Source organism: Halomonas sp. KX33721 (genome assembly GCF_001596805.1).
GTDB classification, from domain to species: domain Bacteria; phylum Pseudomonadota; class Gammaproteobacteria; order Pseudomonadales; family Halomonadaceae; genus Vreelandella; species Vreelandella aquamarina.
In genome coordinates, this window is the sequence record NZ_LVIA01000003.1 from 84,149 (window position 1) to 107,789 (window position 23,641).

General features: G+C 57.4%; 22 protein-coding genes and 2 pseudogenes. 13 read left to right on the plus strand and 11 right to left on the minus strand.

The window, feature by feature from the left end; translation table 11 throughout:
* Positions 1 to 115: 115 nt before the first annotated feature.
* A pseudogene (locus tag A3220_RS00675) lies at positions 116 to 640 on the plus strand (transposase); the annotation flags it as partial.
* Here A3220_RS00675 and A3220_RS16630 read toward each other — a convergent pair.
* Together A3220_RS16630 and xseA are read right to left on the minus strand one after the other, a co-directional pair.
* Complete coding sequence (locus tag A3220_RS16630) at positions 625 to 894, minus strand: helix-turn-helix transcriptional regulator (RefSeq protein ID WP_044630769.1); 270 nt, start codon at positions 892 to 894, stop codon at positions 625 to 627. The pseudogene A3220_RS00675 and the gene A3220_RS16630 overlap by 16 nt on opposite strands.
* A 134-nt stretch (positions 895 to 1,028) precedes the next feature.
* Positions 1,029 to 2,387 carry an exodeoxyribonuclease VII large subunit gene (gene xseA, locus A3220_RS00680; RefSeq protein WP_044630770.1) on the minus strand — a complete coding sequence of 453 codons (1,359 nt, stop codon included), beginning with the start codon at positions 2,385 to 2,387 and terminating at the stop codon, positions 1,029 to 1,031.
* A gap of 217 nt (positions 2,388 to 2,604) precedes the next feature.
* Between xseA and guaB the strand changes: the two genes are divergently transcribed.
* A complete protein-coding gene (guaB, locus tag A3220_RS00685; RefSeq protein WP_054645354.1) occupies positions 2,605 to 4,074 on the plus strand; it encodes an IMP dehydrogenase in 1,470 nt (489 codons plus the stop codon).
* 88 nt (positions 4,075 to 4,162) lie between these two features.
* Positions 4,163 to 5,740 carry a glutamine-hydrolyzing GMP synthase gene (gene guaA, locus A3220_RS00690; RefSeq protein ID WP_044630771.1) on the plus strand — a complete coding sequence of 526 codons (1,578 nt, stop codon included), beginning with the start codon at positions 4,163 to 4,165 and terminating at the stop codon, positions 5,738 to 5,740.
* A gap of 342 nt (positions 5,741 to 6,082) precedes the next feature.
* Here guaA and cadR read toward each other — a convergent pair whose 3' ends face one another.
* A complete protein-coding gene (cadR, locus tag A3220_RS00695) occupies positions 6,083 to 6,493 on the minus strand; it encodes a Cd(II)/Pb(II)-responsive transcriptional regulator (protein WP_170968092.1) in 411 nt (136 codons plus the stop codon).
* Between the two features lie 79 nt (positions 6,494 to 6,572).
* Here cadR and A3220_RS00700 point away from each other — a divergent pair, with 79 nt between their 5' ends.
* Positions 6,573 to 7,478, plus strand: coding sequence for a cation transporter (locus A3220_RS00700; RefSeq protein WP_042924021.1), 906 nt, complete (start codon positions 6,573 to 6,575; stop codon positions 7,476 to 7,478).
* 106 nt (positions 7,479 to 7,584) lie between these two features.
* Here the strand turns inward: A3220_RS00700 and A3220_RS00705 are convergent, their stop codons facing one another.
* Positions 7,585 to 8,493, minus strand: coding sequence for a cation diffusion facilitator family transporter (locus A3220_RS00705; protein ID WP_044630773.1), 909 nt, complete (start codon positions 8,491 to 8,493; stop codon positions 7,585 to 7,587).
* Positions 8,494 to 8,711: 218 nt separating this feature from the next.
* On the opposite strand from A3220_RS00705, the gene A3220_RS00710 reads away from it, so the two are divergent.
* Positions 8,712 to 9,968 carry a transposase gene (locus tag A3220_RS00710; RefSeq protein ID WP_054641841.1) on the plus strand — a complete coding sequence of 419 codons (1,257 nt, stop codon included), beginning with the start codon at positions 8,712 to 8,714 and terminating at the stop codon, positions 9,966 to 9,968.
* Between the two features lie 68 nt (positions 9,969 to 10,036).
* On the opposite strand, the gene A3220_RS00715 is transcribed toward A3220_RS00710, so the two are convergent.
* The 5 genes from A3220_RS00715 to A3220_RS17155 all read right to left on the minus strand — a co-directional run bounded on the left by A3220_RS00715 (position 10,037) and on the right by A3220_RS17155 (position 16,431).
* Positions 10,037 to 10,231 carry a DUF6316 family protein gene (locus A3220_RS00715; RefSeq protein WP_062372392.1) on the minus strand — a complete coding sequence of 65 codons (195 nt, stop codon included), beginning with the start codon at positions 10,229 to 10,231 and terminating at the stop codon, positions 10,037 to 10,039.
* Positions 10,232 to 10,311: 80 nt separating this feature from the next.
* The gene (locus tag A3220_RS00720; RefSeq protein ID WP_062372393.1) at positions 10,312 to 13,458 is read right to left on the minus strand and encodes a CusA/CzcA family heavy metal efflux RND transporter; all 3,147 of its coding nucleotides are present in this window, start codon (positions 13,456 to 13,458) and stop codon (positions 10,312 to 10,314) included.
* 13 nt (positions 13,459 to 13,471) lie between these two features.
* On the minus strand, positions 13,472 to 14,686 hold the full coding sequence (locus A3220_RS00725; RefSeq protein ID WP_054641790.1) for an efflux RND transporter periplasmic adaptor subunit: 1,215 nt from the start codon (positions 14,684 to 14,686) through the stop codon (positions 13,472 to 13,474).
* 23 nt (positions 14,687 to 14,709) lie between these two features.
* Complete coding sequence (locus tag A3220_RS00730) at positions 14,710 to 16,020, minus strand: TolC family protein (protein WP_062372396.1); 1,311 nt, start codon at positions 16,018 to 16,020, stop codon at positions 14,710 to 14,712.
* A 63-nt stretch (positions 16,021 to 16,083) separates the two neighbouring features.
* The gene (locus A3220_RS17155; RefSeq protein WP_128082391.1) at positions 16,084 to 16,431 is read right to left on the minus strand and encodes a hypothetical protein; all 348 of its coding nucleotides are present in this window, start codon (positions 16,429 to 16,431) and stop codon (positions 16,084 to 16,086) included.
* An 82-nt stretch (positions 16,432 to 16,513) separates the two neighbouring features.
* On the opposite strand from A3220_RS17155, the pseudogene A3220_RS18115 reads away from it, so the two are divergent.
* Positions 16,514 to 16,795: pseudogene (locus A3220_RS18115) on the plus strand (hypothetical protein); the annotation flags it as partial.
* Positions 16,796 to 16,810: 15 nt separating this feature from the next.
* Here the strand turns inward: A3220_RS18115 and A3220_RS00740 are convergent.
* Entirely contained in the window at positions 16,811 to 17,767 is a 957-nt protein-coding gene (locus A3220_RS00740; RefSeq protein WP_042924031.1) for a bile acid:sodium symporter, read from the minus strand.
* 602 nt (positions 17,768 to 18,369) lie between these two features.
* On the opposite strand from A3220_RS00740, the gene A3220_RS00745 reads away from it, so the two are divergent.
* The 5 genes from A3220_RS00745 (at position 18,370) to A3220_RS00760 (ending at position 21,564) form a co-directional block, all read left to right on the plus strand.
* Complete coding sequence (locus A3220_RS00745) at positions 18,370 to 19,260, plus strand: sce7726 family protein (RefSeq protein WP_062372403.1); 891 nt, start codon at positions 18,370 to 18,372, stop codon at positions 19,258 to 19,260.
* 7 nt (positions 19,261 to 19,267) lie between these two features.
* On the plus strand, positions 19,268 to 19,525 hold the full coding sequence (locus tag A3220_RS17670; RefSeq protein WP_252860389.1) for a sce7725 family protein: 258 nt from the start codon (positions 19,268 to 19,270) through the stop codon (positions 19,523 to 19,525).
* Positions 19,461 to 20,204 (plus strand): sce7725 family protein, encoded by a 744-nt coding sequence (locus A3220_RS00750; RefSeq protein WP_252860390.1) that lies wholly within the window; start codon positions 19,461 to 19,463, stop codon positions 20,202 to 20,204. The genes A3220_RS17670 and A3220_RS00750 overlap by 65 nt, the downstream gene beginning before the upstream one ends.
* Positions 20,205 to 20,254: 50 nt before the next feature.
* The gene (locus A3220_RS00755; RefSeq protein ID WP_197746084.1) at positions 20,255 to 21,238 is read left to right on the plus strand and encodes an RES family NAD+ phosphorylase; all 984 of its coding nucleotides are present in this window, start codon (positions 20,255 to 20,257) and stop codon (positions 21,236 to 21,238) included.
* A 98-nt stretch (positions 21,239 to 21,336) separates the two neighbouring features.
* A complete protein-coding gene (locus tag A3220_RS00760; RefSeq protein WP_252860391.1) occupies positions 21,337 to 21,564 on the plus strand; it encodes a DeoR family transcriptional regulator in 228 nt (75 codons plus the stop codon).
* A 33-nt stretch (positions 21,565 to 21,597) separates the two neighbouring features.
* Here A3220_RS00760 and A3220_RS00765 read toward each other — a convergent pair whose 3' ends face one another.
* Positions 21,598 to 21,906 (minus strand): hypothetical protein, encoded by a 309-nt coding sequence (locus A3220_RS00765; protein ID WP_054641258.1) that lies wholly within the window; start codon positions 21,904 to 21,906, stop codon positions 21,598 to 21,600.
* Positions 21,907 to 22,160: 254 nt separating this feature from the next.
* Between A3220_RS00765 and A3220_RS00770 the strand changes: the two genes are divergently transcribed.
* The gene (locus A3220_RS00770; RefSeq protein WP_058578690.1) at positions 22,161 to 22,742 is read left to right on the plus strand and encodes a DedA family protein; all 582 of its coding nucleotides are present in this window, start codon (positions 22,161 to 22,163) and stop codon (positions 22,740 to 22,742) included.
* 66 nt (positions 22,743 to 22,808) lie between these two features.
* A complete protein-coding gene (locus A3220_RS00775) occupies positions 22,809 to 23,612 on the plus strand; it encodes a PhzF family phenazine biosynthesis protein (RefSeq protein ID WP_062372411.1) in 804 nt (267 codons plus the stop codon).
* The last annotated feature ends 29 nt before the right edge of the window (positions 23,613 to 23,641 follow it).

A 23,641-nucleotide genomic window follows, 5' to 3' on the forward strand; every position in this document is an offset into this window, starting at 1 on the left:
AAGTGCTATGATTTCAAGAACCTAACCAATCCATCAAGCACCAACAGCCGCTTCCAAAATGGTACCTGAAAAGCTGACCTTCTCGCCACTCTCACGCCGCCAAATTGAAGCCGACTATCTGCGCACCAGTGACCGCAGCGACAGCCGCCATAGCTGGGCGATCCTCGCCTTACTGGTACGCTTTATCCGCCAATACTGGCCCGATACCCGCATCGTGTTACGAGGTGATAGCCACTTTTGTCGTCCCCGGATGCTGAACTGGTGCGATCGGCATCACGTCGACTACATCGTGGGAATCGCCAAGAACAGCCGGCTGCTCAAGGAAGTGGATGTGCCCATGATGCTGGTACGCAAGACCCAATGGCAGGTGGGAGGGAAAGTGGCAGAGACGTTTCGCTTTCCGTATCAAGCACACTCCTGGAAATACCCACGCTGGGTGGTGGCCCGTCTGGAAGAAGGCGAGCTGGGCTCTAATCCCCGGTTTATCATCAGTTCCCGTTACGATGACGGCTTCAAGCTTTACTACGAGCAGTACTGTGCCCGGGGTGACATGGAGAACCGGATCAAGGATCAACAACTGAGCCTGTTCGCTGACCGTACCTCCAGCACGCACTGGTGGGCCAATCAGTGGCGGCTGATCTTGTACCAGCGATTAAACGGATTTTTACGCTGAACCACGACCTCTAAGCCCATCAAGTCGAGTGTATCGAGTACCTTCTGCAGTTGAAGCGTAGGCTTGCCGCGCTCTAGGTCGACAATAAAACGGTTGCCGGTACCGGCAAGGCCTGCCACGTCGCTTTGCAGTAGTGCTTGGGATTGGCGCACCTGTTTTATCAGCGCGCCGAGTTCTTGTGAGGTGCGTACTCGAGTCGCAGGAGGAGTTGAAGTCGCCATTGCGAGTGCCTCTCGTAAATTACCGTTCGGTAAGAATAGCCGAAAGGCAATGATCTTGCTGGCAAAATATTCCCGAACGGTAATTTTTTGCTATCTCTGTATCTAAAGGCGTCTAATGATTACCGAGCGGTAATTCAGTGCTTCTTGTAGCGCCGTTTTACTTCGACGTTGAGGCGGCCTTCGCCCAGGCGCAGTTTGAGCAGTTGGCCGGGCTGGGTGTCTTCGGCGCGGCGGATGACTTGGCCTTGGGTATCTTGGGCGATGGCGTAGCCGCGGCCGAGTACGGCCAGCGGGCTGACGGCGTTTAGCTCGCGGGCGGCGCTGTGCAGGCGTGCTTGCCGTACTTCTAATATGCGCTGCATGGCGCTAGCTAAACGGCGCTGTAGGCTGCTGATACGCTCGCTTTCGGCGCGGTGCAGCCGGGCCATATCCTGGCTGGCCAGGCGTCGGGCGAGCTGGGCCGCTTGGGCTTTTTGCTGGGCGAGGGTTTGCTGCATGGCGCGGGTAAGGCGCTGCTGCAGCGTAGTGAGGTGTTGGCGCTGGCGAGCCAGCTGTTCGCCGGGGTGACGAAGGCGGGCGCGCAGAGTATCTAGCCGCTGGCTATCGCGCTCTAACCGCGCTTGCATGCTTCGGTGCAAACGCTGCTCCGCCTGAGCGAGCTGGCGCTTTAGAGCGTGTTGGTCGGGCACTAGCCGTTCAGCGGCGGCGGATGGAGTAGGGGCGCGCATATCGGCGGCAAAATCCGCCAGGGTGACATCTACCTCGTGGCCCACTGCCGACATCACCGGCAGCCGGGAGTGAAAAATCGCCCGCGCCAGATGCTCGTTATTAAACGCCCAGAGATCTTCCAGGCTGCCGCCACCACGGGTGATTAGCACCACATCTTGCTCGGGGTCTAGCCGCGCCTGCCGGTTGAGCAGGCCCAGCGCCGAGATCATCGCCGGGGCGGCTTCAGCGCCCTGAACCGGTACGGGAATCAGCGTCACGTCCGCCAGCGGCCAGCGAGCGGCCAATACGGCCAGCACATCGCGAATGGCCGCCCCATTGGCGGAGCTTAAAATCAAAATCTTGCGCGGGGGAAAGGGCAGGGGGCGCGTATTGGCGAACACGCCTTCGCCTTCCAGCTGCGCTTTCAAACGCTCGAAGGCCGCCAGCAGCTCGCCAAGGCCAGCGGCTTGCACCGCTTCAGCAATGAGCTGGTAATCGCCCCGTGGCTCGAACAGCGAGACCCGCCCGCGTAGCTTCACTTGGTCGCCATCGCGCATGGGGGCGGCCACAAAGCGCGCCCGCTGACGAAACAGCGCACAGCGAATCTGCGCCCGGTCGTCTTTTAAAGTGAAATAGATATGCCCCGAGGCCGGGCGAGACACATTAGAAAGCTCGCCCTCTACCCACACTTCCCCCACATCGCGCTCCAGGGTTTGCTTGGCGCGCTGGTTCAGCTGGCTCACGGAGAGCGCTTTGGGAGTGGGTGATGTGCTTGTCGGTTCCATCGTTGGCCTTGGTGATCATTTCGTGGATGACACGATACCTCAAACGAGGTGCGTGAGCCTTGCCAGCGGCGCTTATTCCCGCAGGGCTTCGAGCGTCATTAGCAACTGGTATAAGCCTAACCGCGACTCTGCATTGCTGGGGCGGCCCTCAAAACGTTATAATAGGCGATTAACTTTTTACGCCCCATCTTCCCACTTCTCAATGGGTGTTGCCGCTATGCTACGTATGGCCCAAGAAGCGCTTACGTTCGATGACGTACTCCTCGTTCCCGGCTTCTCCGACATTCTGCCAAAGGATGTCAGCCTCAAAACCCGCCTGACCCGCAATCTCTTCCTGAATATTCCCCTGCTTTCCGCTGCAATGGATACTGTAACTGAAGCGCGTCTAGCCATTGCGATGGCTCAGGAAGGCGGCATCGGCATCATCCATAAGAACATGACCATGGCGCAACAGGCCGCTGAAGTGCGCAAGGTGAAGAAGCACGAAAGCGTCATCGTCAAAGACCCGGTCACCGTTAGCCCCAAAGCCAAGCTGGAAGACCTGCTGGCCATGGCCCGCGAAAACGGCTTCTCCGGCTTCCCAGTGGTAGAAGGAGAAACCCTGGTAGGCATCGTGACCGAGCGCGACATGCGCTTCCAGCCTAACGTGGGCGACAGCGTTGCCGACATTATGACTCCCCGCGAGCGGCTGGTAACAGTGAAAGAAGGCACCGACCTTGAAACTAGCAAAGCCAAGATGCGCGAACACCGCATTGAGAAAATGCTGATTGTCGATGACGCCTTCCATCTGCGCGGCCTGGTGACTTTCCAAGACATCGAAAAAGCCCGCACCTACCCGATGGCCGCTAAAGACAGCGACGGCCGCCTGCTAGTAGGCGCAGCGGTCGGCACCGGCCCGGAAACTCCGGACCGCGTAGCCGCACTGGCCGAAGCCGGCGTTGACGTGATCATCGTTGACACCGCCCACGGCCACTCCCAGGGCGTGATTGACCGCGTTCGTTGGATCAAAGAGCACTTCCCCGAGATTCAAGTGATCGGCGGCAACATCGCCACCGCCGCCGCTGCCAAAGCGCTGGCCGAAGCAGGCGCAGACGCCGTGAAAGTAGGCATCGGCCCCGGCTCTATCTGCACCACGCGTATTGTGGCAGGCGTTGGCGTACCGCAAATCACCGCCGTTTCCAACGTAGCCGAAGCGCTGAAAGAGTTCGACATTCCGCTGATTGCCGATGGCGGCGTACGCTTCTCTGGCGACTTGGCGAAAGCCATTGCCGCTGGCGCAAGCGCCGTGATGGTGGGTGGCCTGCTGGCCGGTACCGAAGAAGCACCGGGCGAAGTTGAGCTTTACCAAGGCCGTACCTACAAAGCCTACCGTGGCATGGGCTCCATGGGTGCCATGTCGCAGAGCCAGGGCAGCGCCGACCGCTACTTCCAGGACAAGGACGCCGGAGCCGAAAAGCTGGTGCCGGAAGGCATCGAAGGCCGCGTACCCTACAAGGGCATGATGAGCGCCATCGTTCACCAGCTGATGGGCGGCCTGCGCGCCTCCATGGGTTACACCGGCTGTCGCGACATTCAGGAAATGCGCACCAAGCCCGAGTTCGTACAGATTACCGGCGCTGGCTTTAACGAGTCCCACGTTCACGACGTGCAGATCACCAAAGAAGCCCCCAACTATCGGGTGAGCTAACCAGCGCTTTAAGTTACACGGCGGCGGGCATTGCCCCGCCGCTTGCTTTTTAGCCAATGCGGCCGTTCCGCGTTATAGAGGCTCCGCCATGAGTGACATTCACGCCCATAAGATCCTGATTCTCGACTTTGGCTCCCAGTACACCCAGCTGATCGCCCGCCGGGTACGTGAAATCGGCGTATTCTCTGAAATCCGCGCCTTCGATATCACCGAAGAAGAGATTCGCGAATACAACCCTAACGGCATCATCCTGGCCGGTGGCCCGGAATCCGTCACCGAGCTGGATTCCCCCCGCGCCCCACAGTGCGTGTTTGAAATGGGCCTGCCGGTATTTGGTATCTGCTACGGCATGCAAACCATGGCCGAGCAGCTAGGCGGCAAGGTAGAAGGCTCTAACCAGCGTGAGTTTGGCTACGCCCAGATTCAAATCGACGCCGAGACCGCGCTGTTCAAAGACATCAAAGACCACGTAGACGCCGCCACCGGCAACGCGCTGCTGGATGTATGGATGAGCCACGGCGATAAAGTCGCCAAAGCCCCCGACACCTTCACCGTGACCGCCTCTACCCCGAGCTGTCCGATTGCGGCCATGGCCTGGGAAGAGAAGCAGTTCTACGGCGTACAGTTCCACCCGGAAGTGACCCACACCCTACAGGGCCAGCGGATTCTTGAGCACTTCGTGCTGGATATCTGTAAAGCCGAGAAACTGTGGACCCCTGCCCAAATCATCGAAGACCAAGTACAGCGCGTACGCGAGCAAGTCGGCGACCGCCACGTACTGCTGGGCCTTTCCGGCGGCGTCGACTCTTCCGTTGTGGCTGCGCTGCTGCACAAAGCGATTGGCGACCAGCTCACCTGCGTATTCGTCGATAACGGCCTGCTACGTAAAAACGAAGGCGACCAAGTGATGGAAACCTTCGCCAAGCACATGGGCGTGAAGGTGATCCGCGTGGACGCCGAAGAGCTGTTCCTCAGCAAGCTGGAAGGCGAGAAAGACCCGGAAGCCAAGCGCAAAATCATCGGCAACACCTTTATCGACGTGTTCGATGAAGAAGCCAGCAAAATTGAAGGCGTGGAGTTCCTGGCACAGGGCACCATCTACCCGGACGTGATCGAATCCGCCGCCTCGAAAACCGGCAAAGCGCACGTGATCAAATCCCACCACAACGTGGGTGGCCTGCCGGAAACCATGAAGCTCAAGCTCGTCGAGCCGCTGCGCGAACTGTTCAAAGACGAAGTGCGCAAACTCGGCCTCGAACTCGGCCTGCCCTACGATATGGTCTACCGTCACCCATTCCCTGGCCCCGGCCTGGGCGTGCGCATTCTCGGCGAAGTGAAGAAAGAGTACGCCGACATTCTGCGCGACGCGGATGCCATCTACATCGAAGAACTGCGCGCCGCCGGTTGGTACGAAAAAACCAGCCAAGCCTTCGCCGTGTTCCTGCCGGTGAAATCCGTAGGCGTGGTTGGCGACGGCCGCCGCTACGAATGGGTCATCGCGCTCCGCGCCGTCGAAACCATCGACTTCATGACCGCCCGCTGGGCGCACCTGCCCTACGAGCTGCTGGAGAAGGTTTCCAACCGGATTATCAACGAGTTGGAAGGCGTTTCGCGGGTGACTTATGATGTGAGCAGTAAGCCGCCTGCTACGATTGAGTGGGAGTAGCCGGCAACGACGGGCACTCTCTGGTAACCGTCTGTCAATGACAGGCGTTCATTCAACCCGGCGCCATTGCCGGGTTGTTTGTTTTTGGACTTTGATTAATTACCTGGAATTACCCGGTTTTTCTATTTGAACCTCAGTGCATCCACCAGCAAGCGAAACAGCGGGGATGATTGACGGCGACTCGGGTAATACAGGTAATAGCCGTCATAGGTGGTAAACCAGTCATTCAACAGACTGACCGGTTTTCCGCTGTGCAGTTCTTCTCTCACCATTGCGGTCGGCGCCCACGCTGGAAAAATGCCCCTGTTACAGAACGTTCAGGAGAGTTTTTGGAACCGGGTGTCAGCCGCTCGAAACCGGAGTAGCCGACAAATTCCGCAATATGCCGCATTGCTCGACTGTCCGACGGTTTGAACAGCTGCGGCGCAGCATTCTCAGTTGCTCGTTCAGTTTGGTTAGTTCCTGGATACGCGCCTCCACCTGCTCGATATGCCTATCCATCATCCGATTCACGTCATCACATTGTGCGCCGGGGGAACGGCTTAATCCCAATAATTGCCGGATCTCCGGCAAACTGAGATCCAGGCTGCGACAGTGCTTGATGAACAGTAATTGCTCAACGGCAACTTCATCGTACAGGCGAAAATTACCTTCACTGCGTTCTGCGGAGGCAATCAATTGTTCCTTTTCATAATGCCGGATGGTTTGCACGGAGCAGCCAGTCACTTTCGACAGTTCGCCGATTTTTATCATCTCTCAATATTCCGATTGACTCTATTAGTTGTTATAGAGTTTATAGTGACCGTCTGTACATTCTCAAGGGCTTTTTTCGATGTCTGACCCGTGTAATGACAACTGCCAGAGCAACAAGATTGCCAGTGCCCCCACTTCTGGGATAGCGAATACTGATACGGCTTTTCAACATGGCTATGTCAGTGACTACCGGGTACCAAAAATGGACTGCCCGTCGGAAGAGGGGATGATCCGCATGGCTCTGGACAGTATTGAGCCCCGGGTTTTACTGGAGTTCGATACACCGAATCGGAAGGTGCGGGTATTCCATGGCGACAATGGGGCTGCCATCGAGGAGAGGATGCGTTCCCTGGGGCTGGGTGCCACGCTCGAAAAAACCACCCCGGCGGGGGAAGAGGATTTAGTCCTGGCCAGGGAGAAGGAAGAGGCAACCGCCCAGGTCGAAGCCGGTATACTGAAGTGGTTGCTGGCCATCAACGGCGTTATGTTCGTGGTTGAACTGACGGTAGGCTGGCTGGCGCAATCCACTGGCTTGATAGCGGATTCTTTGGACATGTTTGCTGATGCCGCGGTCTATGGCGTCGCCCTCTATGCGGTGGCGAACAGCCTTCGCACCAAGCTGCGCGCGGCGCATTTGTCAGGCTGGCTGCAGTTGATTCTGGCGCTGGGAGTCCTGGCTGAAGTCGGGCGGCGATTTGTTTTCGGCAGCGAACCCGTATCCGCGTTAATGATGGGTTTTGGTCTTGTGGCCCTGGCGGCCAACGTCTGGTGTCTGGTGCTTATCGCAAGAAACCGGCACGGCGGCGCACACATGAAAGCAAGTTGGATCTTTTCCGCTAACGATGTCATCGCCAATGTGGGCGTTATCGTCGCCGGTGTATTGGTCGCCTGGACGGGTTCCCGTTATCCCGACCTGGTTATTGGTCTGATCATCGGGCTGATTGTGCTGAATGGCGCCCGGCGAATTCTGCAACTGCGCTATTAGTCTCTGGTCCTTTCTCGCTGCTCGGATTCATGCCGGCAAAATTCCGCGCCTGGGCGGCCTATTAAAATAGTCGCCGCTCTCGCCGATGCTTATGGAGAATTTTCTGTCAACCGTGCCCATAGGTGTGGGCATCCTTGTGCATGTGGTCCGGGTGCTCGAATTCCAGTGTTGAATGACGTATGTTGAATTCCTGCGCCAGAGCCTGTTTTATCCTGTATTTGATATTCTCAAGCTGATCCCATGCACTTTCCTCGATAATCACATGGGCCTCCAGCGAGGCATCGTGTTCGCCCATCTGCCAAAAATGCACATGGTGAAGGTCGATAACGCCTTCGATATTGGAGAGGGCAACAATGACGGCATCGGTATCGATGTCCACCGGGCTACCCAGCATGAGTGTTCTGATGGTGCCGCCGATTTCTGTCAGGCCCAGGTAGAGAATATAGCCCGCGATACCGATGGTGATGGCAGGATCAACCCAGCGCATGTCGTAGAGCAAAATAAGAGTCCCGCCAATGACCACGGCGACCGACGCGAGTGCATCCGACAGATTGTGAAGAAACAGTGCACGGATATTGACGCTGTCTTTCTGCATCGAATAGGTGAGCAACGCTGTCAAGGCGTCCACAGCCAGAGCGATACCACCAAGCCAGACGACCCACCAGCCCTTTACCTCTGGAGGATCGATTATCCGCATGCCACCTTCGTAAACCAGGTAGATCCCGATAATGATCAAGGTAGTGTAGTTGATGAGAGCTGCAACGATTTCAATGCGTCCGTAGCCAAAGGTCATCCTTGCGTCAGCCTGGCGGCGCGCAATTTTTTGCGCCGCGAACGCGATGACGAGTGCGGCCATGTCAGAGAAGTTATGCAAGGCGTCCGCGATAAGGGCGAGACTGCCGGCAAAGATACCTCCCCCAATCTGAGCCAGGGTCAGGATCCCGTTCGCCCAGATGGCGATGGCAACGCGTTTATCCTTGGTCTCGGGGGGTATATGCACATGGTCGTGACTCATTGGGTTAACCTAGTTGGTGGCTATTTATAAAGAGGCATCTGCTGTATTCAGCTTACTCTGTGCCTGGTCGCCTGTCTAGCGTCTCCCCACTTTTCCACAGGTGGTGCTGTAACTGCCTGAATAGCGTTGAAAATTTCAGTGCTATCAACGAGATCGGGGGCTTTCCCGCCGGTATCATGTTGTTACCCCTAACACCATGAACCAAAAGGAAAACCCCGATGCTTCAAGATGCCAAAGACCGCGCCAAATGGAAAGCTCGCCTGATCGGCTGGTGTGACGACCTGTCGGATCACCTCGCTCGACCCGTCGTGAAGCTGGCGGCAGAAACGCTCTTTGGCATCCTGGCCAGCGGTAGTTTGCGCCAGGCCGAGATCGCCCGCGCCTTGAAGGAACCCTGTCGGCTGCACCACACGCAGAAGCGGTTGTCGCGCATGCTGTCCCGGCACAGCGAGCTTGCTTGGGCCGCGGAGCAACTGCAGCTCCAGCGGATCACGCCTTACATCACCGATGACATGGTGCTGGCCATCGATCCGGGCGACCTGAACCGGGATGGCGCCCCGGCCAGTGAATACCGAACCCGCGTTCGCGACGGTGATACCGGCGAGATCGTCGGTGGTTATCCGCTGATCAGCGTGGTGGCACGCGACCTGAGGCGGGGCACCACCTGGCCACTGCTCACGCGGCTGCTATCGCCGGCTCGCGGCGGCTACCGCAGTGAAAACACCGATATCCTGAGCGTGATGGATACCGTGCAGCGCCATGTGGAGGGCCGGCCACTGTGGGTCATCGATCGTGGCGGCGATCGAGGGCGGCTGTGGGATGCCTGGCTGCGCGCCGAGCGTCATGTGCTGGTCCGGGCCGCCAATCAGCGCTTCTGGCAGTGGCGAGATACCGCCAAGACATCGCAGCAGATTGCCCGAGATCTGCCACTGAAACACCGCGGCCACTTGCGCCGTGGGCAGCATATCCCGGTGCGGTTCGGCATCACCAAGGTCACACTGCGGGAGCATCCGGAGACGCCGCTGTGGATGATCGTTGTCGATCATGAGAAGTCGGAGCGCCTGGTGCTGGTGACGACGCGCCCGGTGCGTGGTCGCCGCCAAGGCGAGCGGATGATTCAGGCTTACCTGGATCGCTGGGCCTGCGAGGAGGGGTACCGGTTCACCAAGCAGGGGTTCGACCTGGAGGGTGTCCAGGCACGCCGTTTCACGACGCTGCAGAACTTGGTGGCGCTGGCCAGCCTGGCCTGGGCACTGCTTGCGGCCTATCAGGACCGAGCGCCGGAGTTGGTGCGGCACGCGCAACGTCAGAAGCGACACCACCGGCTGATATTCCCGTTCTATAGCCTGCAGCGAGGCTGGCAACGGCTGTTTGCTCAAGGCCGAAGTGTTTTCTACCCCCTCTGGAGAAGAGCGCCAGACGCCGAGGCACGAATACCAGACTTGTTCACCTCCTCAGGAGGACTATGCCGATGACACGCCGGAAAATGGGGAGACCCTAGGTCGCCTGTACCTTGGCGACTTTGTGGATTTTGGGCCATTGGCTACTCATCCTTTTTGACAGTTTTCAGGAGTTCCGCAAGGCTGTCTTCGGCCGCTTTTTTGTTCGGGAATGGCCCGATATTTTGACCTTCACGGGTTAAAAAATACCAGTCACTGTTGATGGCGTGGATGCGATGTGTTCGAAAGGGTGAGGCTTCTTTCAAGTCATCTATTCGTTGCTTGGGTGGATCGTTCATAGTCTTTCCAGGATATAAACCGCAATAAAAGAACATTGAAAAAATCATGGGGAGATTCCCCCCCCACGATGGAGTGTTGGTTAACTATCAGTGTCGTGATTAATGTCGCCTGTGGGCGTGGAGTTACTGGCACTTCTGCCATGCAACAGCGCATAGAGCACAGGGAGTACAAACAACGTCAACAGGGTGGACGAGATAATCCCGCCGATCACCACGGTCGCCAGAGGACGCTGTACTTCGGCACCGGTGCCGGTATTGAGTGCCATGGGTACAAAGCCGAGGCTTGCTACCAGGGCGGTCATCAATACCGGCCGTAAGCGGATCAGGGCGCCTTCGACAATGGCCTTCATCAGGTCACCCTGCTCGTGCCACAGATCGCGGATAAAGGCGATCATCACCAAGCCGTTTAACACCGCCACCCCGGAGAGGGCGATAAAGCCAACACCCGCCGAGATCGACAGGGGCATGTCTCGCAGCCACAGGGACAGAACCCCGCCGGTGAGGGCCAGTGGCACGCCGGTGAAGATGATCAAGGCATCTTTGAGGGAGCCGAAGGCCATCACCAAGAGTGCGAGGATGATGGCGAGGGTCACGGGCACCACGATGGCAAGCCGCTGACTGGCGGACTGCAGTTGCTCGAAGGTCCCGCCGTAATCCAGCCAGTATCCGGCGGGTAGGTCCACGTCGTCCGCAATGCGCGCCTGTGCTTCCTCGACAAATCCGCCCAGGTCGCGGTCCCGCACGTTGGCGGTGACCACCACCCGACGCTTGCCGTTTTCCCGGCTGATCTGGTTGGGCGCCGGAGCCAGCTCCAGCTCGGCCACTTCCGACAGGGGCACATAGCCACCGTCCGGCAGGGGGACAGGTAGGTCCGCGAGGCTGTCCACATCCCGGCGGATGTCTTCGGGAAGACGCACCACCAACTGGAAGCGGCGGTCGCCTTCGTAAATCAGGCCGGCGTTTTCGCCCCCGACACCGGCTGCCACCAGATCCTGGAGATCATCCACGGTCAGCCCGTAGCGGGATAGCGCCATGCGCTTGGGGTGTACCGACAGCATGGGCAGGCCGGTCACCTGTTCGACCCGGGCATCGGCGGCGCCCTCCATGGATTCCACAACCTCAAGGACGTCGTTGGCCGATGCCAGCAGCTGATCCAGGTCATCGCCGAACACCTTGATGCCGAGGTCGGCGCGCACGCCGGAGATCAGTTCGTTGAAGCGCATTTCTATGGGCTGGGTGAACTCGTATTTGTTGCCCGGCAGTTGGGTCACGGCGTCCTCCATTTCCGCCACCAGTTCATCCTTCGTCTTGTCGGGATTGGGCCACTGGTCGCGAGGCTTGAGGACGACAAAGTTATCCGCTACGCTGGGGGGCATGGGGTCGGTGGCCACTTCCGGCGTGCCGATCTTGGCGAACACCTTGTCCACCTCCCCAAAGGCCTTCAGCCGTTCTTCCAGCTGCGATTGCATCTCGATGGACTGCTCCAACCCGGTGCCCGGGATGCGCAGGGCATGGAGTGCAATATCCCCTTCATCCAGTTGTGGAATAAATTCCGACCCCAGGGTGGTCGCCAGCCAGAGACAGACCGCTACCAGCGTGGTCGCGCCGCCCAACACCAGCCAGCGGAACCTCATAGCCACCCGCAGCGCAGGCCTGTAGAGCGATTTAGCACCGCTGATTACCGGGCTTTCCTTTTCGCTGATCTTGCCCCCCATAAAGACCGCAACAGCGGCGGGCACCACGGTCAGTGACAGCACCATGGCCGCCAGCAGTGCCATTACGACAGTGGCCGCCATGGGGTGGAACATCTTGCCCTCGACCCCGGTGAGAGCAAAGATCGGCAGGTACACCACAGTAATGATGGCGACACCAAACAGGCTGGGACGAATCACTTCGTTGGTGGCCTCGAACACCAATTGCAGACGTTCCTTGAGGGCCAACTGACCCTGGTGCTGGGCCTGGGACAGGCGCCGGATACAGTTCTCGACGATGATGACCGCGCCGTCGACGATCAGGCCGAAATCCAGCGCCCCCAGACTCATCAAATTGGCGGATACGCCAGACCGCACCATACCGGTGATGGTGGCGAGCATCGAAAGCGGAATGACAGCTGCCGTGATCAAGGCGGCGCGCAGGTTGCCCAGCAACAGAAACAGCACCACGATCACCAGCAGTGCCCCTTCAAGCAGGTTCTTCTCCACCGTGGCAATCGCCTTGTCCACCAGGGCTGTGCGGTCGTATACCGCCTCCACCTTGACGCCGTCGGGCAGGGAGGGCTGAATGGCGTCCAGTTTCTCGGCCACCGCCTGTGCTACCGCCCGGGAATTTTCCCCCACCAGCATCATGGCGGTGCCCATCACCGTTTCCTTGCCGTCGCGGGTGGCGGCTCCGGTGCGCAGCTCCTTGCCAATGGCCACTTCAGCTACATCGGCTACCCGGACTGGCGCACCATCCCGGTTGGCAATCACCACCTGTTCAATATCGCCAATGGTGGCCAGCTGCCCGGGCGAGCGCACCAACAGCTGTTGGCCGTTGCGTTCGATATAGCCGGCGCCGCGATTGGTGTTATTGGCCCGCAGGGCGCTGACCAGTTCATCCACCGTGATGCCGAACTCCAGCAACCGTTGGGGCGACGGCGTGACGTGGTACTGCTTGTCGTAGCCGCCAATGGTGTTGACTTCGATCACGCCGGGCACCTGGGCCAACTGGGGTTTGATGATCCAATCCTGGATCTCCCGCAGTGCCGTAGCGTCCAGCGGACTGCCATCCGCTTGAGCGGCGCCGGGCAGGGCTTCTACGGTGTACATGAAGATCTCGCCAAGACCGGTGGCGATGGGACCCATCTCCGGCTCCAGCCCGGGGGGCAGCGCGCTCTTGATGGCGCCCAATCGCTCATTGATCAGATTGCGGGCGAAATAGATGTCCGTGCCTTCCTCGAACACCACCGTGACCTGGGACAGGCCGTAGCGGGACAGGGACCGGGTATAGGACAGGTTGGGCAGGCCGTACAAGGCCGTTTCCACCGGGAAGGTGATGCGTTGCTCTGCCTCCAGGGGCGAATAGCCCGGTGCCTCGGTGTTGATCTGTACCTGGACATTGGTGATATCCGGCACCGCGTCGATGGGCAGGCGCTGAAAACTCCACACGCCCACGCCGACCAGCACCAGAATAAGGGATAACATTAAAAACCGTCGCTCTACCGAGAGACGTAAGATGGCATTGATCATCATAGCCTCCTGGTTAGTGGTCGTGGGATGCGCCGGATTTTTCGATATCGGCCTTGATCAAATAACTGTTTTCCACCACATAGCGATCGCCTGCTTGCAGGCCGCCCAGTACCTCAGTCAGGTTGCCGTCGCTGCGGCCCAGCTCCAGTGGGCGGATCTCGTAGGTGTCATCCACCTGAATAAACACCACGGTCCAGTCCCGGAAGGATTGCAGGGCGCGGTTGTCAACCACCAAGGGGGCCTCCACCGTTTCCACCACGATATCCCCGGCCACCAGCAAACCGGGGGTCAGCAGTCCCTCGGCATTGTCGACTTCGACCCGGGCCAGGGTGTAGGGCGCGTTGCCGGGTGCCGGCAGCAGGTGGCGGATGGTGCCTTCCCGCTCGATGCCGTCAGCCTTCAGTCGGACTTTCTGGCCAATGGCAACCTCGGCCCGTTGGCCGGGGAAGACCTTGAATTCCGCCCACAGAGTGGTCAAATCGGCAATGGCGAATAGGGGTTGCTCACCGGCCATTTCCCCGTTGCTGATCCGACGCTCAATGACGATCCCGTCGATGGGCGCTCGCAGTGCGTAGGTCTGCAGACTTTCGTTGGATTCTACTTGAGCGAGCACGTCACCACGCTCGACCCGATCGCCCAGATTGACCTTCACCTGGCTGACCACGCCCGGGAAACGGGCGCGGATCCGGGCAATCTGCTGCGGTGCCGTGGTCAGGCTGCCGTAGGTGGTGAGGCTGCGCTCGATGGCACTCGGCCCGGCTGCGGCCGTTGTGATACCCGCTTTTCGGGCGATAGCCGGGGCGATCCGGGTGCGACCTTCGTGGGATTCCCAGTGCCAGCGGTAGTTCTTGCCGTCCATGGCGAGGCTCACTTCTACGTCGAAGGAGTGGGGTTCGGTCACCACGCCATCCCCCAGCCAGTAGTCCCCCTGGTAGGCGAAGTCGAAGGTGTCCACTTGCCCACCCAGGCGGGTGAGCTGGACATTGAGGTCAATATCATCAGTAACGGCGCGGCCATCCCTGGTGACCCAGGCCCGGTATTCCGGTGGGACCCCCTGCTCGAAGATCTGCAGTTCGACGGTGGCGTCGTTCTGTTGCAGCAGTATGCCGCCGTTAGGCCCCTTGACCTCTGCCTGCGATTCGTCGTGTTGTTCCTCGGCAGCTTGTAAGGGGCTGATGGCAAGGCAGGTGGCCACCAGAATCAGAGAGAGTTGTTTTATCAGTTGCATGGTGTGAATCCTGAATTTGTGGGTTAGCGCGTCGGGGCGCCCGGAACAGTCGCGAGTGGCTGCGCCGTAAGTTGTTCGATCAACGCCTGGTTGAGCAGCGCCGTGGTGGCGGCGTCGACCAATGCCTGCCGTGCTGAGAGCAGCTCCCGCTGTGCGGCGGTCCACTCCACATAGCTGTAGCGGCCGTTTTCATAGGCTTCGCGGGTCTGAGTGAGTGCCTCGGTCAGGTCGGGAAGCATTTGGCTGCGAATCTGCTCAACAGTCTCGATACTTTGTTGCCGCAAGTGGTAGGCGTCGAACAGGCGCGAATGGAGGCGCAGCAGGGTATCCTCCCGGCGGAATCGGACCTCATCCCGCGCCGCCAGGGCGGCCTGCACCTCGCCGCGATTGCGCCGTCCGGAAAAGAGCGGTACCGAGAGCCCAGCGGTCAAGCCCGTATCATCCGTCTCCTCGAAACGCCGGACGCCCACCTGCCAACGGATGTCGCTCTCGGACTGGCTGCGCGCCAGCTGAATCTCCGCTTCGCGGATACGCTGTTCGCTCGCGTAGATTTGAATGGCTGGGCTGTCGCTGACCCGCTGGTACAGGGCATCGAAGTTGTCGGATGAACCGAACTGGAACAGATCGCCTTCCAGCATTTGAAAGTCCGGGCTGGTATCGCCCCACAGGGAAGCCAGAGCCATTTTCCGGCTCTCGTAGGCGGCTCGAAGACGGGACTGCTCAATACGACTCTGGGTGAGCGCGGCCCTGGCGCGCAGGACTTCGGCCTGGGGCGCCGCGCCCCTGTCGGCGCGACGGGTGACGATCTCGTGGGTGGCCTCGGCCAGCGCCACAGCTTCAGCGGCCAGTTGGAGTTTTTCCTGCAGGGCCAGTGTGGCGACAAAGCGCTGGGTCGCCTGTCCCAAGAGATCCAGGGTCTCGGCCCGGCGCTCGGCCTCGACCCGCCCGTATTGTGAGTCAACTACGCTGACGCGGGCCTGACGCTTGCCGCCAAGTTCGAGGACCGATGACAAGGACAGGGTGTACTCCGCCCCGTCGACCCCTCGCAGATTGTCGCTGCCGAGGAAGTTTTCCACTTCCAGGCCGGCCTCCAGGGCAGGATTTTGATCTGCCGTGATGCGTCGGCCATCAAGACCCTGAAGGCGAAAATCGAAGACCTGGAGGCCGGGGTTTTGTGCCATGGCCCGCGAGAGAGCTTTGGACAGAGTGAGCGGTTTCTCCCCGGCGAGTGCCAGGGTAGAACCAAATGCCAGCGTTAGAAGGCAAAAGGCATGGATAATAGAGTGGCACGGCATTGCGCGCCGCCCCTTTTTTACGGACATTCTGAAAAGCATGGGACTGCTCCTACGAAAGTCTAAATGACAGTTGTTCCCCGGGTGGGGAAGGTATTCGCAGGGTCAGGAAATGGGAGGGCGGAAAAGGGAGGATTGAACCCCGGTGGTGAAGTTGGCTTGGTAGTCGGACTGTACTATTCCCGCAGCCAAGCCGGAAATGTCTGTGAGGGTTCCCAGCAACACCATGTGAAAGCAGCTGTGGCTGTGATGGCCATGGTCCGCTGAATGACTGGGGCTGCCGGGAGACGACTTGGTTGCCTGATTTTCGCTGGAAAAATCCGCTGATTCGTGTGAATGCTCATCATAATGTGGCATTGCGGGGTTGTGCGGTTGTGCTTCATAGGCAATAGACGCCACTGACTGCAAAGCAATCAACAGCGTCATTGCGACTATGAAACAGCGTTTAATCATGCAAGTGGTCCCGGAATTTGATCGTGAGCCTAGCAGAAAGGCAACCACATAGAAAGGACTGGACTCCCATGGGGTTACGTGTGTCCGTAGTGCGCTGCCCTGAGTGGCGGGCGATTGCACCGACCAACCGCAGTTCGTCTATGTGGCTGCCGCCGGGGGCAGCCGGGCCGGGATCAATATGGCCGGCGGCGACGCTATGCTCGATCTTCGCGCCATGCCGGCGGTCATGGCGATGCGGGCCAATATGACCGTGCAGGAATTGGCTGAAGAGCTGTTTCCCTACCTGACCATGGTGGAAGGGCTCAAGCTCTGCGCCCAGACTTTTACCAAGGACGTGACTCAATTGTCCTGTTGCGCCGGGTAAGGCTGCGTTCCCGGCTCAGTCGGCATTCCTGATCAGGCGCGGCAGCCAACGCAGATACGCCACCATGCCAAACAACTCGACCAGGGATTGGAAGACGATGACAACGATGGCGGCACGCCAGGGCTCCGGCAGTGACAGCGCCAGCGGCAGCATGACGAAGGAGTTGCGGGTACCAAAGCTGAAGGTGAGGGTGCGGCCGATAGTGGGCGTGAACCCGAATAGCTCACTGAGCCCCTTGCCGATGGTAGCGGCGGCAACCAGATAAAGTACAAAAACCACAAGCGCCGACCACAGCAGGGCGCCATTGTCGATCACCAGGCTGACCTGGGAACCGGCAATTAGAAACACCACCAATGCCAGCAACGGCACGGGCAGCCACCCAAGCCAGTCCACCAGTGTTTGCGCGCGCGGGTGCTTTTCCGTCAACCGTTCGGTAATCCAGGCCAGGATCAGCGGGGTGACAATCAATCCGAAGAATGCCGGCAGCAAGTGGCTGCCAACCGCCAGTTCAATGGCGATATTGCCCATGAAGAGCCAGATATAAATGGGTAGCAAAATGAGCTGGACCAGCAGAAGGATCGGCGCGGCCGCTATGGCCCTGGCACCGTCCCCACCACCGAGATGGGTAAAACTGATAAACCAGTCCGTACAGGGCACCAGCAGTACCAGCAGTACGCCGAGACGAATAGCGGGATCATCCGGTAACAGCCACAACAGAAGACCAACGACCACCGGTATCAGGATAAAATTGCCCGTCAGCAAAGCGGCCAGAAAGCGGCGATCACGAAATGCCGACCTGAGATGTATCAGTGGTACCTGAGTGAAAGTGGTGTACAGGAGAACGCCCAGTGCGGGCCAAAGCAGCGCTTCCCAATGACGGGTCTGCTCTGGTGACATCCAGCCGATGGTCATGCCGGCCAGGATGACTAGGAGATAAAGCCAGACTTGATATCGCTCCAATTGTTCGCGCATTTAAGGCTGTTCCCGCTGTTTTTTCGAGGGCACGATAGTATCATTGGGGCGCAATGAACTCCCGACACTTGCCCTGAGCATTTCGGCAGGCTTCGAGGGGGACTGAAATCTCTTTAGGTTGGGTCGGGAGAGATACGGTAAAATGGTTAGCGTCAGCGTTATACCTTTTTTCTGACAGTAGCGGGGATGGGCGTCTCCACAGGGTTGGTGGCTTTTTACCCGGTTTGGCTGGTTCTGACCCTGTTGAGAGGAGCTGTCAGTAAAAAATGAAATTATTTTTAAGGAATTTCTGAGCATGGTATTTATCATGGTGTTACCGATTATCAGTATAATAAGCCGTTGAAAATAAAAGACAAAAATGGCTTATTGATAATAGAGTGGGAGTGAGCGTAGGCTTATTTCTTATATAGTTGCGTGGGCGCAAGTGATGTAGCCTAACCTTAAACTGTTCGGTATCAGGTCTATATTTAGTATTGAGAATATGCAACGGTAAAGTTGTTCGCTTCGAGCGGCGGTAAGGATACTGCCGTTTTTGCTAAATGTAGGTTAGGGGTCAACTCATGCCCCCTGATTTGTCCGAAATGGACGGCTGAGGTAGGAGTATGAAAAATTATAGTACATCGCAACTGTCCGCCCTGACCCGACTCTTCTCTGCAGCTGTCTTCCGTGAATTGGCGAAAAAAGGCCAGTCTGGCTTATTCTGTCGGTTACTGGAACAAACAAACTTGCTTGATAATGCCGGTTCGGGTGCGACTGTTGGAGATGTTTTCGACCAAGCATTCGAAATTTTGAAGGTCGCAGGACAGCGCGATGAATATATTTATCGGGCGGCTATCAGCCAGAAGATACTGATGGGAACGCATTCGCTACGCACAGCTTCGATGCTCAATGAGTTTCGTGCTGGTAGTAGCAAGGCTGATCTCGTCATCTTGAACGGCACAGCTACCGTCTATGAGATCAAGTCGGAGCGGGATTCGCTTGCGCGACTAGCCAACCAGGTCGATAACTATAAGCGTGTTTTCGCCAAGGTAAATGTAATTGCGAGCAAAGATCATATAGAAGGCATAATAGAAACGGTTCCGAAAGACGTAGGGGTAATGTGCCTTTCTAAGCGCTTCCGGATAACAACAGTGCGCGAAGCAGCAGAGCGCCCTGAGCGAATCTGCCCAGTAACCGTTTTTGAGTCATTGCGTATGGCTGAAAGCAACACAATCTTGCAGACGATGGGCGTGGTGGTACCTGAGGTTCCTAACACTCAACGGCACGCGACTATGCGTGACCTGTTCTCTAGGCTAGACCCGGTAGAGTTGCATATAGAGATGGTTCGCACGCTCAAGCGGACGCGTGATCTTTCATCACTTAGTGACTTTGTCAATCGTTTGCCCAAATCTTTGCAAGCAGCGGCGCTTTCTATATCGGTGCGCCGCTCTGATCACCCGAAGCTGATTGATGCCATTGAGACTCCGCTTCAAACAGCTATGACTTGGAGCTGACCTTCGTATGTATTATCCCTATTTTCGCGGAAAACAATACGAGCTAATTACTATCCGCGAGACGTCAAAGTTGCTTGCCGAAAAGAACTTTGTGCCTGTGATTGAGCCTGTGCGGGAGTCACTTGGCAGCCTTAAGAAAACATTGAGTGCTGTGTGCGAGGCAGGTGGGCGCGCTATAGTTATCGTGAACCCTTATCACGGTGACCACAAAAAAAGACGGGGCGAGCATTACTGGTCTACTCCAAGAATATTTTTGCGAAGTTGACAATATCTCAGCTGGCATTTTATTGCGTAATGATATGAATGCAGATGAAGTAATAGCCTGCTATGACCAACATGCTGATCATCAACCTGTTCTAGTCCACGCGGGCTTCACTGCCCCCAAGGAGCTGGCGGCTGCGCTTAAGAAAAACACGGCGGGCCTCGATAACGTATTTATAGAAGATCATGCAAAAATGCTCTACCGGAAGCACTTCGACCAGGGCAAACGCATTCTCGTACGCGACGGCTTCAAACGGCAACGTAACGCCGATTATCTTCCTGTAGAGGAGTTCTCCGACCTTCATGTCACCTATGATGAACTCCGCATGACGGGATTTGGAGATTTTCTTATCGCTGGCGACGTTTATAGTGAGAGCGGTGGTCCGGCTTACGCCGTCGCGATCCACTTGACTTTCATTGATCCTGACAAAGACGATGTCATGTATGTCTACCACTTTATCTCTGATACTAACGACACTCCAACCGACCCTGCTGGCAAGTTCGCTCAGGCGCTGGAGAAACTGATCGCGAAACTGGATAGTGACAATTCCCACATTCTTGAAACTGAGGCGATAAAGGAGTTTCGCTCCCTCCATGCTAAAGGCCATTTTCCAGGCCTCGGCTACATTAAAAAGCTCTCGATGAAGCATCACATCGAGACACTTGCCGACTATCTTGGTTAAGCCTTATGGTACAACGACTCTGTTGCCCTGAATGTTTTGATGATCGCAGTTTGCGCGATCAGCTCTTCCCGTCGCTAGATCCCAGTTACGGAGCATGTGATTTTTGCGGGACCGCTGATACCCAGCTTGTTGAGCCGGGTAAGCTCGCCAATTATTTCGAGCTTCTAGTTAATGTCTATGAGCCGAGTGAGGACGGTAAGTCGCTGGTCGAATGGATGAAGGATGATTGGCAGCTCTTTAGTCACCAACGTATGGACACCGCCCACGCTAAAGAACTGCTCGGTGAGATTCTCGATGACGGTGAAATCGTCCGAAAAAGCTTTGCACCATCTCCAAGCTATATTAGTGAGGGGCTCGCACAGTGGGATAAGTTGCGCGACGAAATGATGTATGCCAACCGCTGGTTCCTTGATGTCGCCATTGATTTAGACCGCCTCGAACAGTTGTTTGGCATGTTGTTGGCGTCGCAATTACCTCGGCAATGGTATCGCGCGCGCATCCTTGCCGAGGACCAGGTCTTCCCAATTGAGAAGATGGGTGCACCCCCGGAGCGACGCTCATCACATGGTCGGGCTAATCCTGCGGGCATTCCCTATCTTTATCTGGGATCAATTCCTGAAACCGCTGTGGCTGAGATAAGGCCTCATACCGGCGAGCTTGCATGTGTTGCTGATTTCACAATTCCCGATATTAAGGTTGTGGACTTGCGCAATCCGCGCAAACTCGTTTCTCCCTTCATACTCTCCGAGTCGAGCGAGATTAGTCAGTTACGCGCCGATTTGCCGTTCCTCGAACGTTTAGGTGAGGAGTTGACTCGACCTGTTCAGCCGTCAGGGGCCGCGATCGACTATATTCCGAGCCAGTATCTTTGTGAGTTCATTAAGAAAATCGGTTTCGACGGCGTGCTCTATCGTAGTTCAGTCAGCGACGGTATCAATCTCGCACTGTTTAACCCCGAAAAGGCTGTCGGCGGCAAAGTGGAGCTCTACAGCGTGTCCAAAGTTTCGGTCAAAGTATCCCGCCCTTTAGAATAAACAGACTTTTACAGATACTGTTTGTGTGAACCCAGAACCAGATTCAATTCGATAGATCTCTTTGAGCTAGGCCTCATTTGGTTTTTTTTGTCAGTATCATGGCAACTACGATACTCAACGAACGGCAAATTAAGGTGCTGAACCGTTTGTTGGATACCGCAGTCGAAGAATTTGCACAGGGTATTAATGCCCGCAAGTACCAATCGTTGGCTGAGGTGAGCAAGGCCACCGCCACGCGGGATTTGGCAGAACTGGTGGAGAAAGGCTGCCTTTCCAAGCTTCCCGGCGGTGGGCGCAGCACGCGTTACTCCGTGGAGGTGGGTTAGGGCTGCTTGTTGAGAACGATAGGTTTCAAGGCGTTAGTCAGAAACCCTATCGCAGTTATCTTGATACAGCGGCGCATCGGTGCCCAGCGCTAGGCGCTCGGTGGCGCTGTTGTAGTAGAAGTGGCCATGCTCAACGTTGGCAAGGTGATAATCCCCGCATACGCCATAGCCCTTGTTGACGCGCTTTAAATGCGAGAGGTCGGCCTGCGTTTGGCTGCCGAGGCGTTCCGATATGCTTGCGGCGATATGAGCATCACGCTGGGCCTCGGAGTAGGCTTGGCCGCCGAATATCAGGCCCGCAACGATGAAAATGGCGACGACGGGAATCCATAGGTTATGCATAGCGTGCCCAGTGAGTAGGTGTGGTGTGCATGATGCCAGTAGGCAAAGTAGTTAGCAGGATAATAACGGGTTGCTGGTTTAGCTGCACTGATGAGTGTGGGCTGCGTGCGTTGCTGTTGAACGCCACTCGCATATTGAATAAGCTGCCTGCCGCTAAAAAGCCCTATTCAATCCTCTGCATCATCCCGAATCGAGATAAAGAGGGCGTTTACCTAGCGCCCACGGTTCCGGGGTTACTTTATGGATGAACGCAAATGACGCTTGAGCATTTGGTGGCGAACTATGGCAGCTTCGGGCTGTTCGTGGGGGCGAGCTTGGAGGGCGAAGCCAGTGCGATGCTGGGCGGCATCCTGTCTCATCAGCACCTGATCGAGTTTTGGCCCGCTATCATCGCGCTCGCGCTGGGCTCTTTCCTGGCGGATCAAGTGTTCTTCCTGCTCGGGCACGGGTGGCGCAATAGCGCTATCGTTCGTTCGGTGCAGGGTAGTGCGGCAGGTGGGCGTGTACTGACAACGTTCAACGCCCACCCGAACGTTTTCGCGTTCTCCTTACGCTTCCTTTATGGGCTACGCATGGCCGGTGCGGTGACCATCGGCACGACCGATTATCCTTGGCCACGCTTTATCCTGCTCAATGCTCTTTCGGCGTTGATCTGGGCGCTGGCCTGGGTCACGCTCGGTTATCTGTTTGGTCAGGCCCTTGCGCCACTGTTCGAGCGGCTGAGTGGCTATTCCCATTTTATATGGGCTGGGATTGCCGCTGCCCTTTGCATCGCGGCAGTGGCCGTGATGGCTTCCAGGCGGAGACGAGCTCAGCGCTTGACGACGCGCGATTGAGCTTGATGCCTCCGCCAGAAAGCGGCACTAACCTAGCGTTTTCGCCTCTCTTTTTCGGTAACTGCCATGAAAATCGACCTCTACCAAGTAGATGCTTTCGCCTCAAAACCCTTTGAGGGCAACCCAGCCGCCGTGTGCCCGCTGGAGGCGTGGTTGGATGATGCGCTGCTGCAGGCCATTGCAGCGGAGAATAACCTTTCCGAAACCGCGTTTTTCGTACCCACGGAAGCGGGCTATCACCTGCGCTGGTTTACGCCTTCGGTGGAGGTGGATCTGTGCGGCCATGCCACCTTAGCGGCGGCGTGGGTGGTGTTTCATGCCTTGGGCGTGGTGGCCGAGGCGGTGGCCTTTGAAACCAGAAGCGGTGTACTAACCGTTCGCCGCGAGGGCGATGCGCTGGTGATGGACTTCCCCGCGAAAACGCTCGCACCGCTAGACATGCACGCGGAAGTCGCCGCTGCCCTGGGCGGTATCGAAATCGAAGAGCTGCTGATCTCGGATGACATTGTGGTGGTCGTCGAGGAGGCGAGTGTGATTGAACGCCTCGTGCCGGATATGCAGCGGCTTAAACAGCTGCCAGGGCGAGGTGTGGCTGTTACTGCGAGAGGCGATGATGTGGATGTTGTCTCTCGCTGGTTTGGCCCCAAGGTCGGCGTGGAAGAAGACCCGGTGACTGGCTCGGCGCATACGTCGCTCGCACCTTACTGGGCCGCGCGTTTGAGTAAGCAAGCACTCACTGCCCGCCAGGGTGGCGCTCGCCAAGGCGCGCTGAATTGCGTTGTAGAAGGCGAGCGCGTGATGATTAAAGGCCGCGTTGCGCCTTATCTAATGGGGCAAATCACGCTGCCTGAAAATGCTTCCTTAAGGTAGTACCCCTCACTCCATAGCGCGCTCCCTCG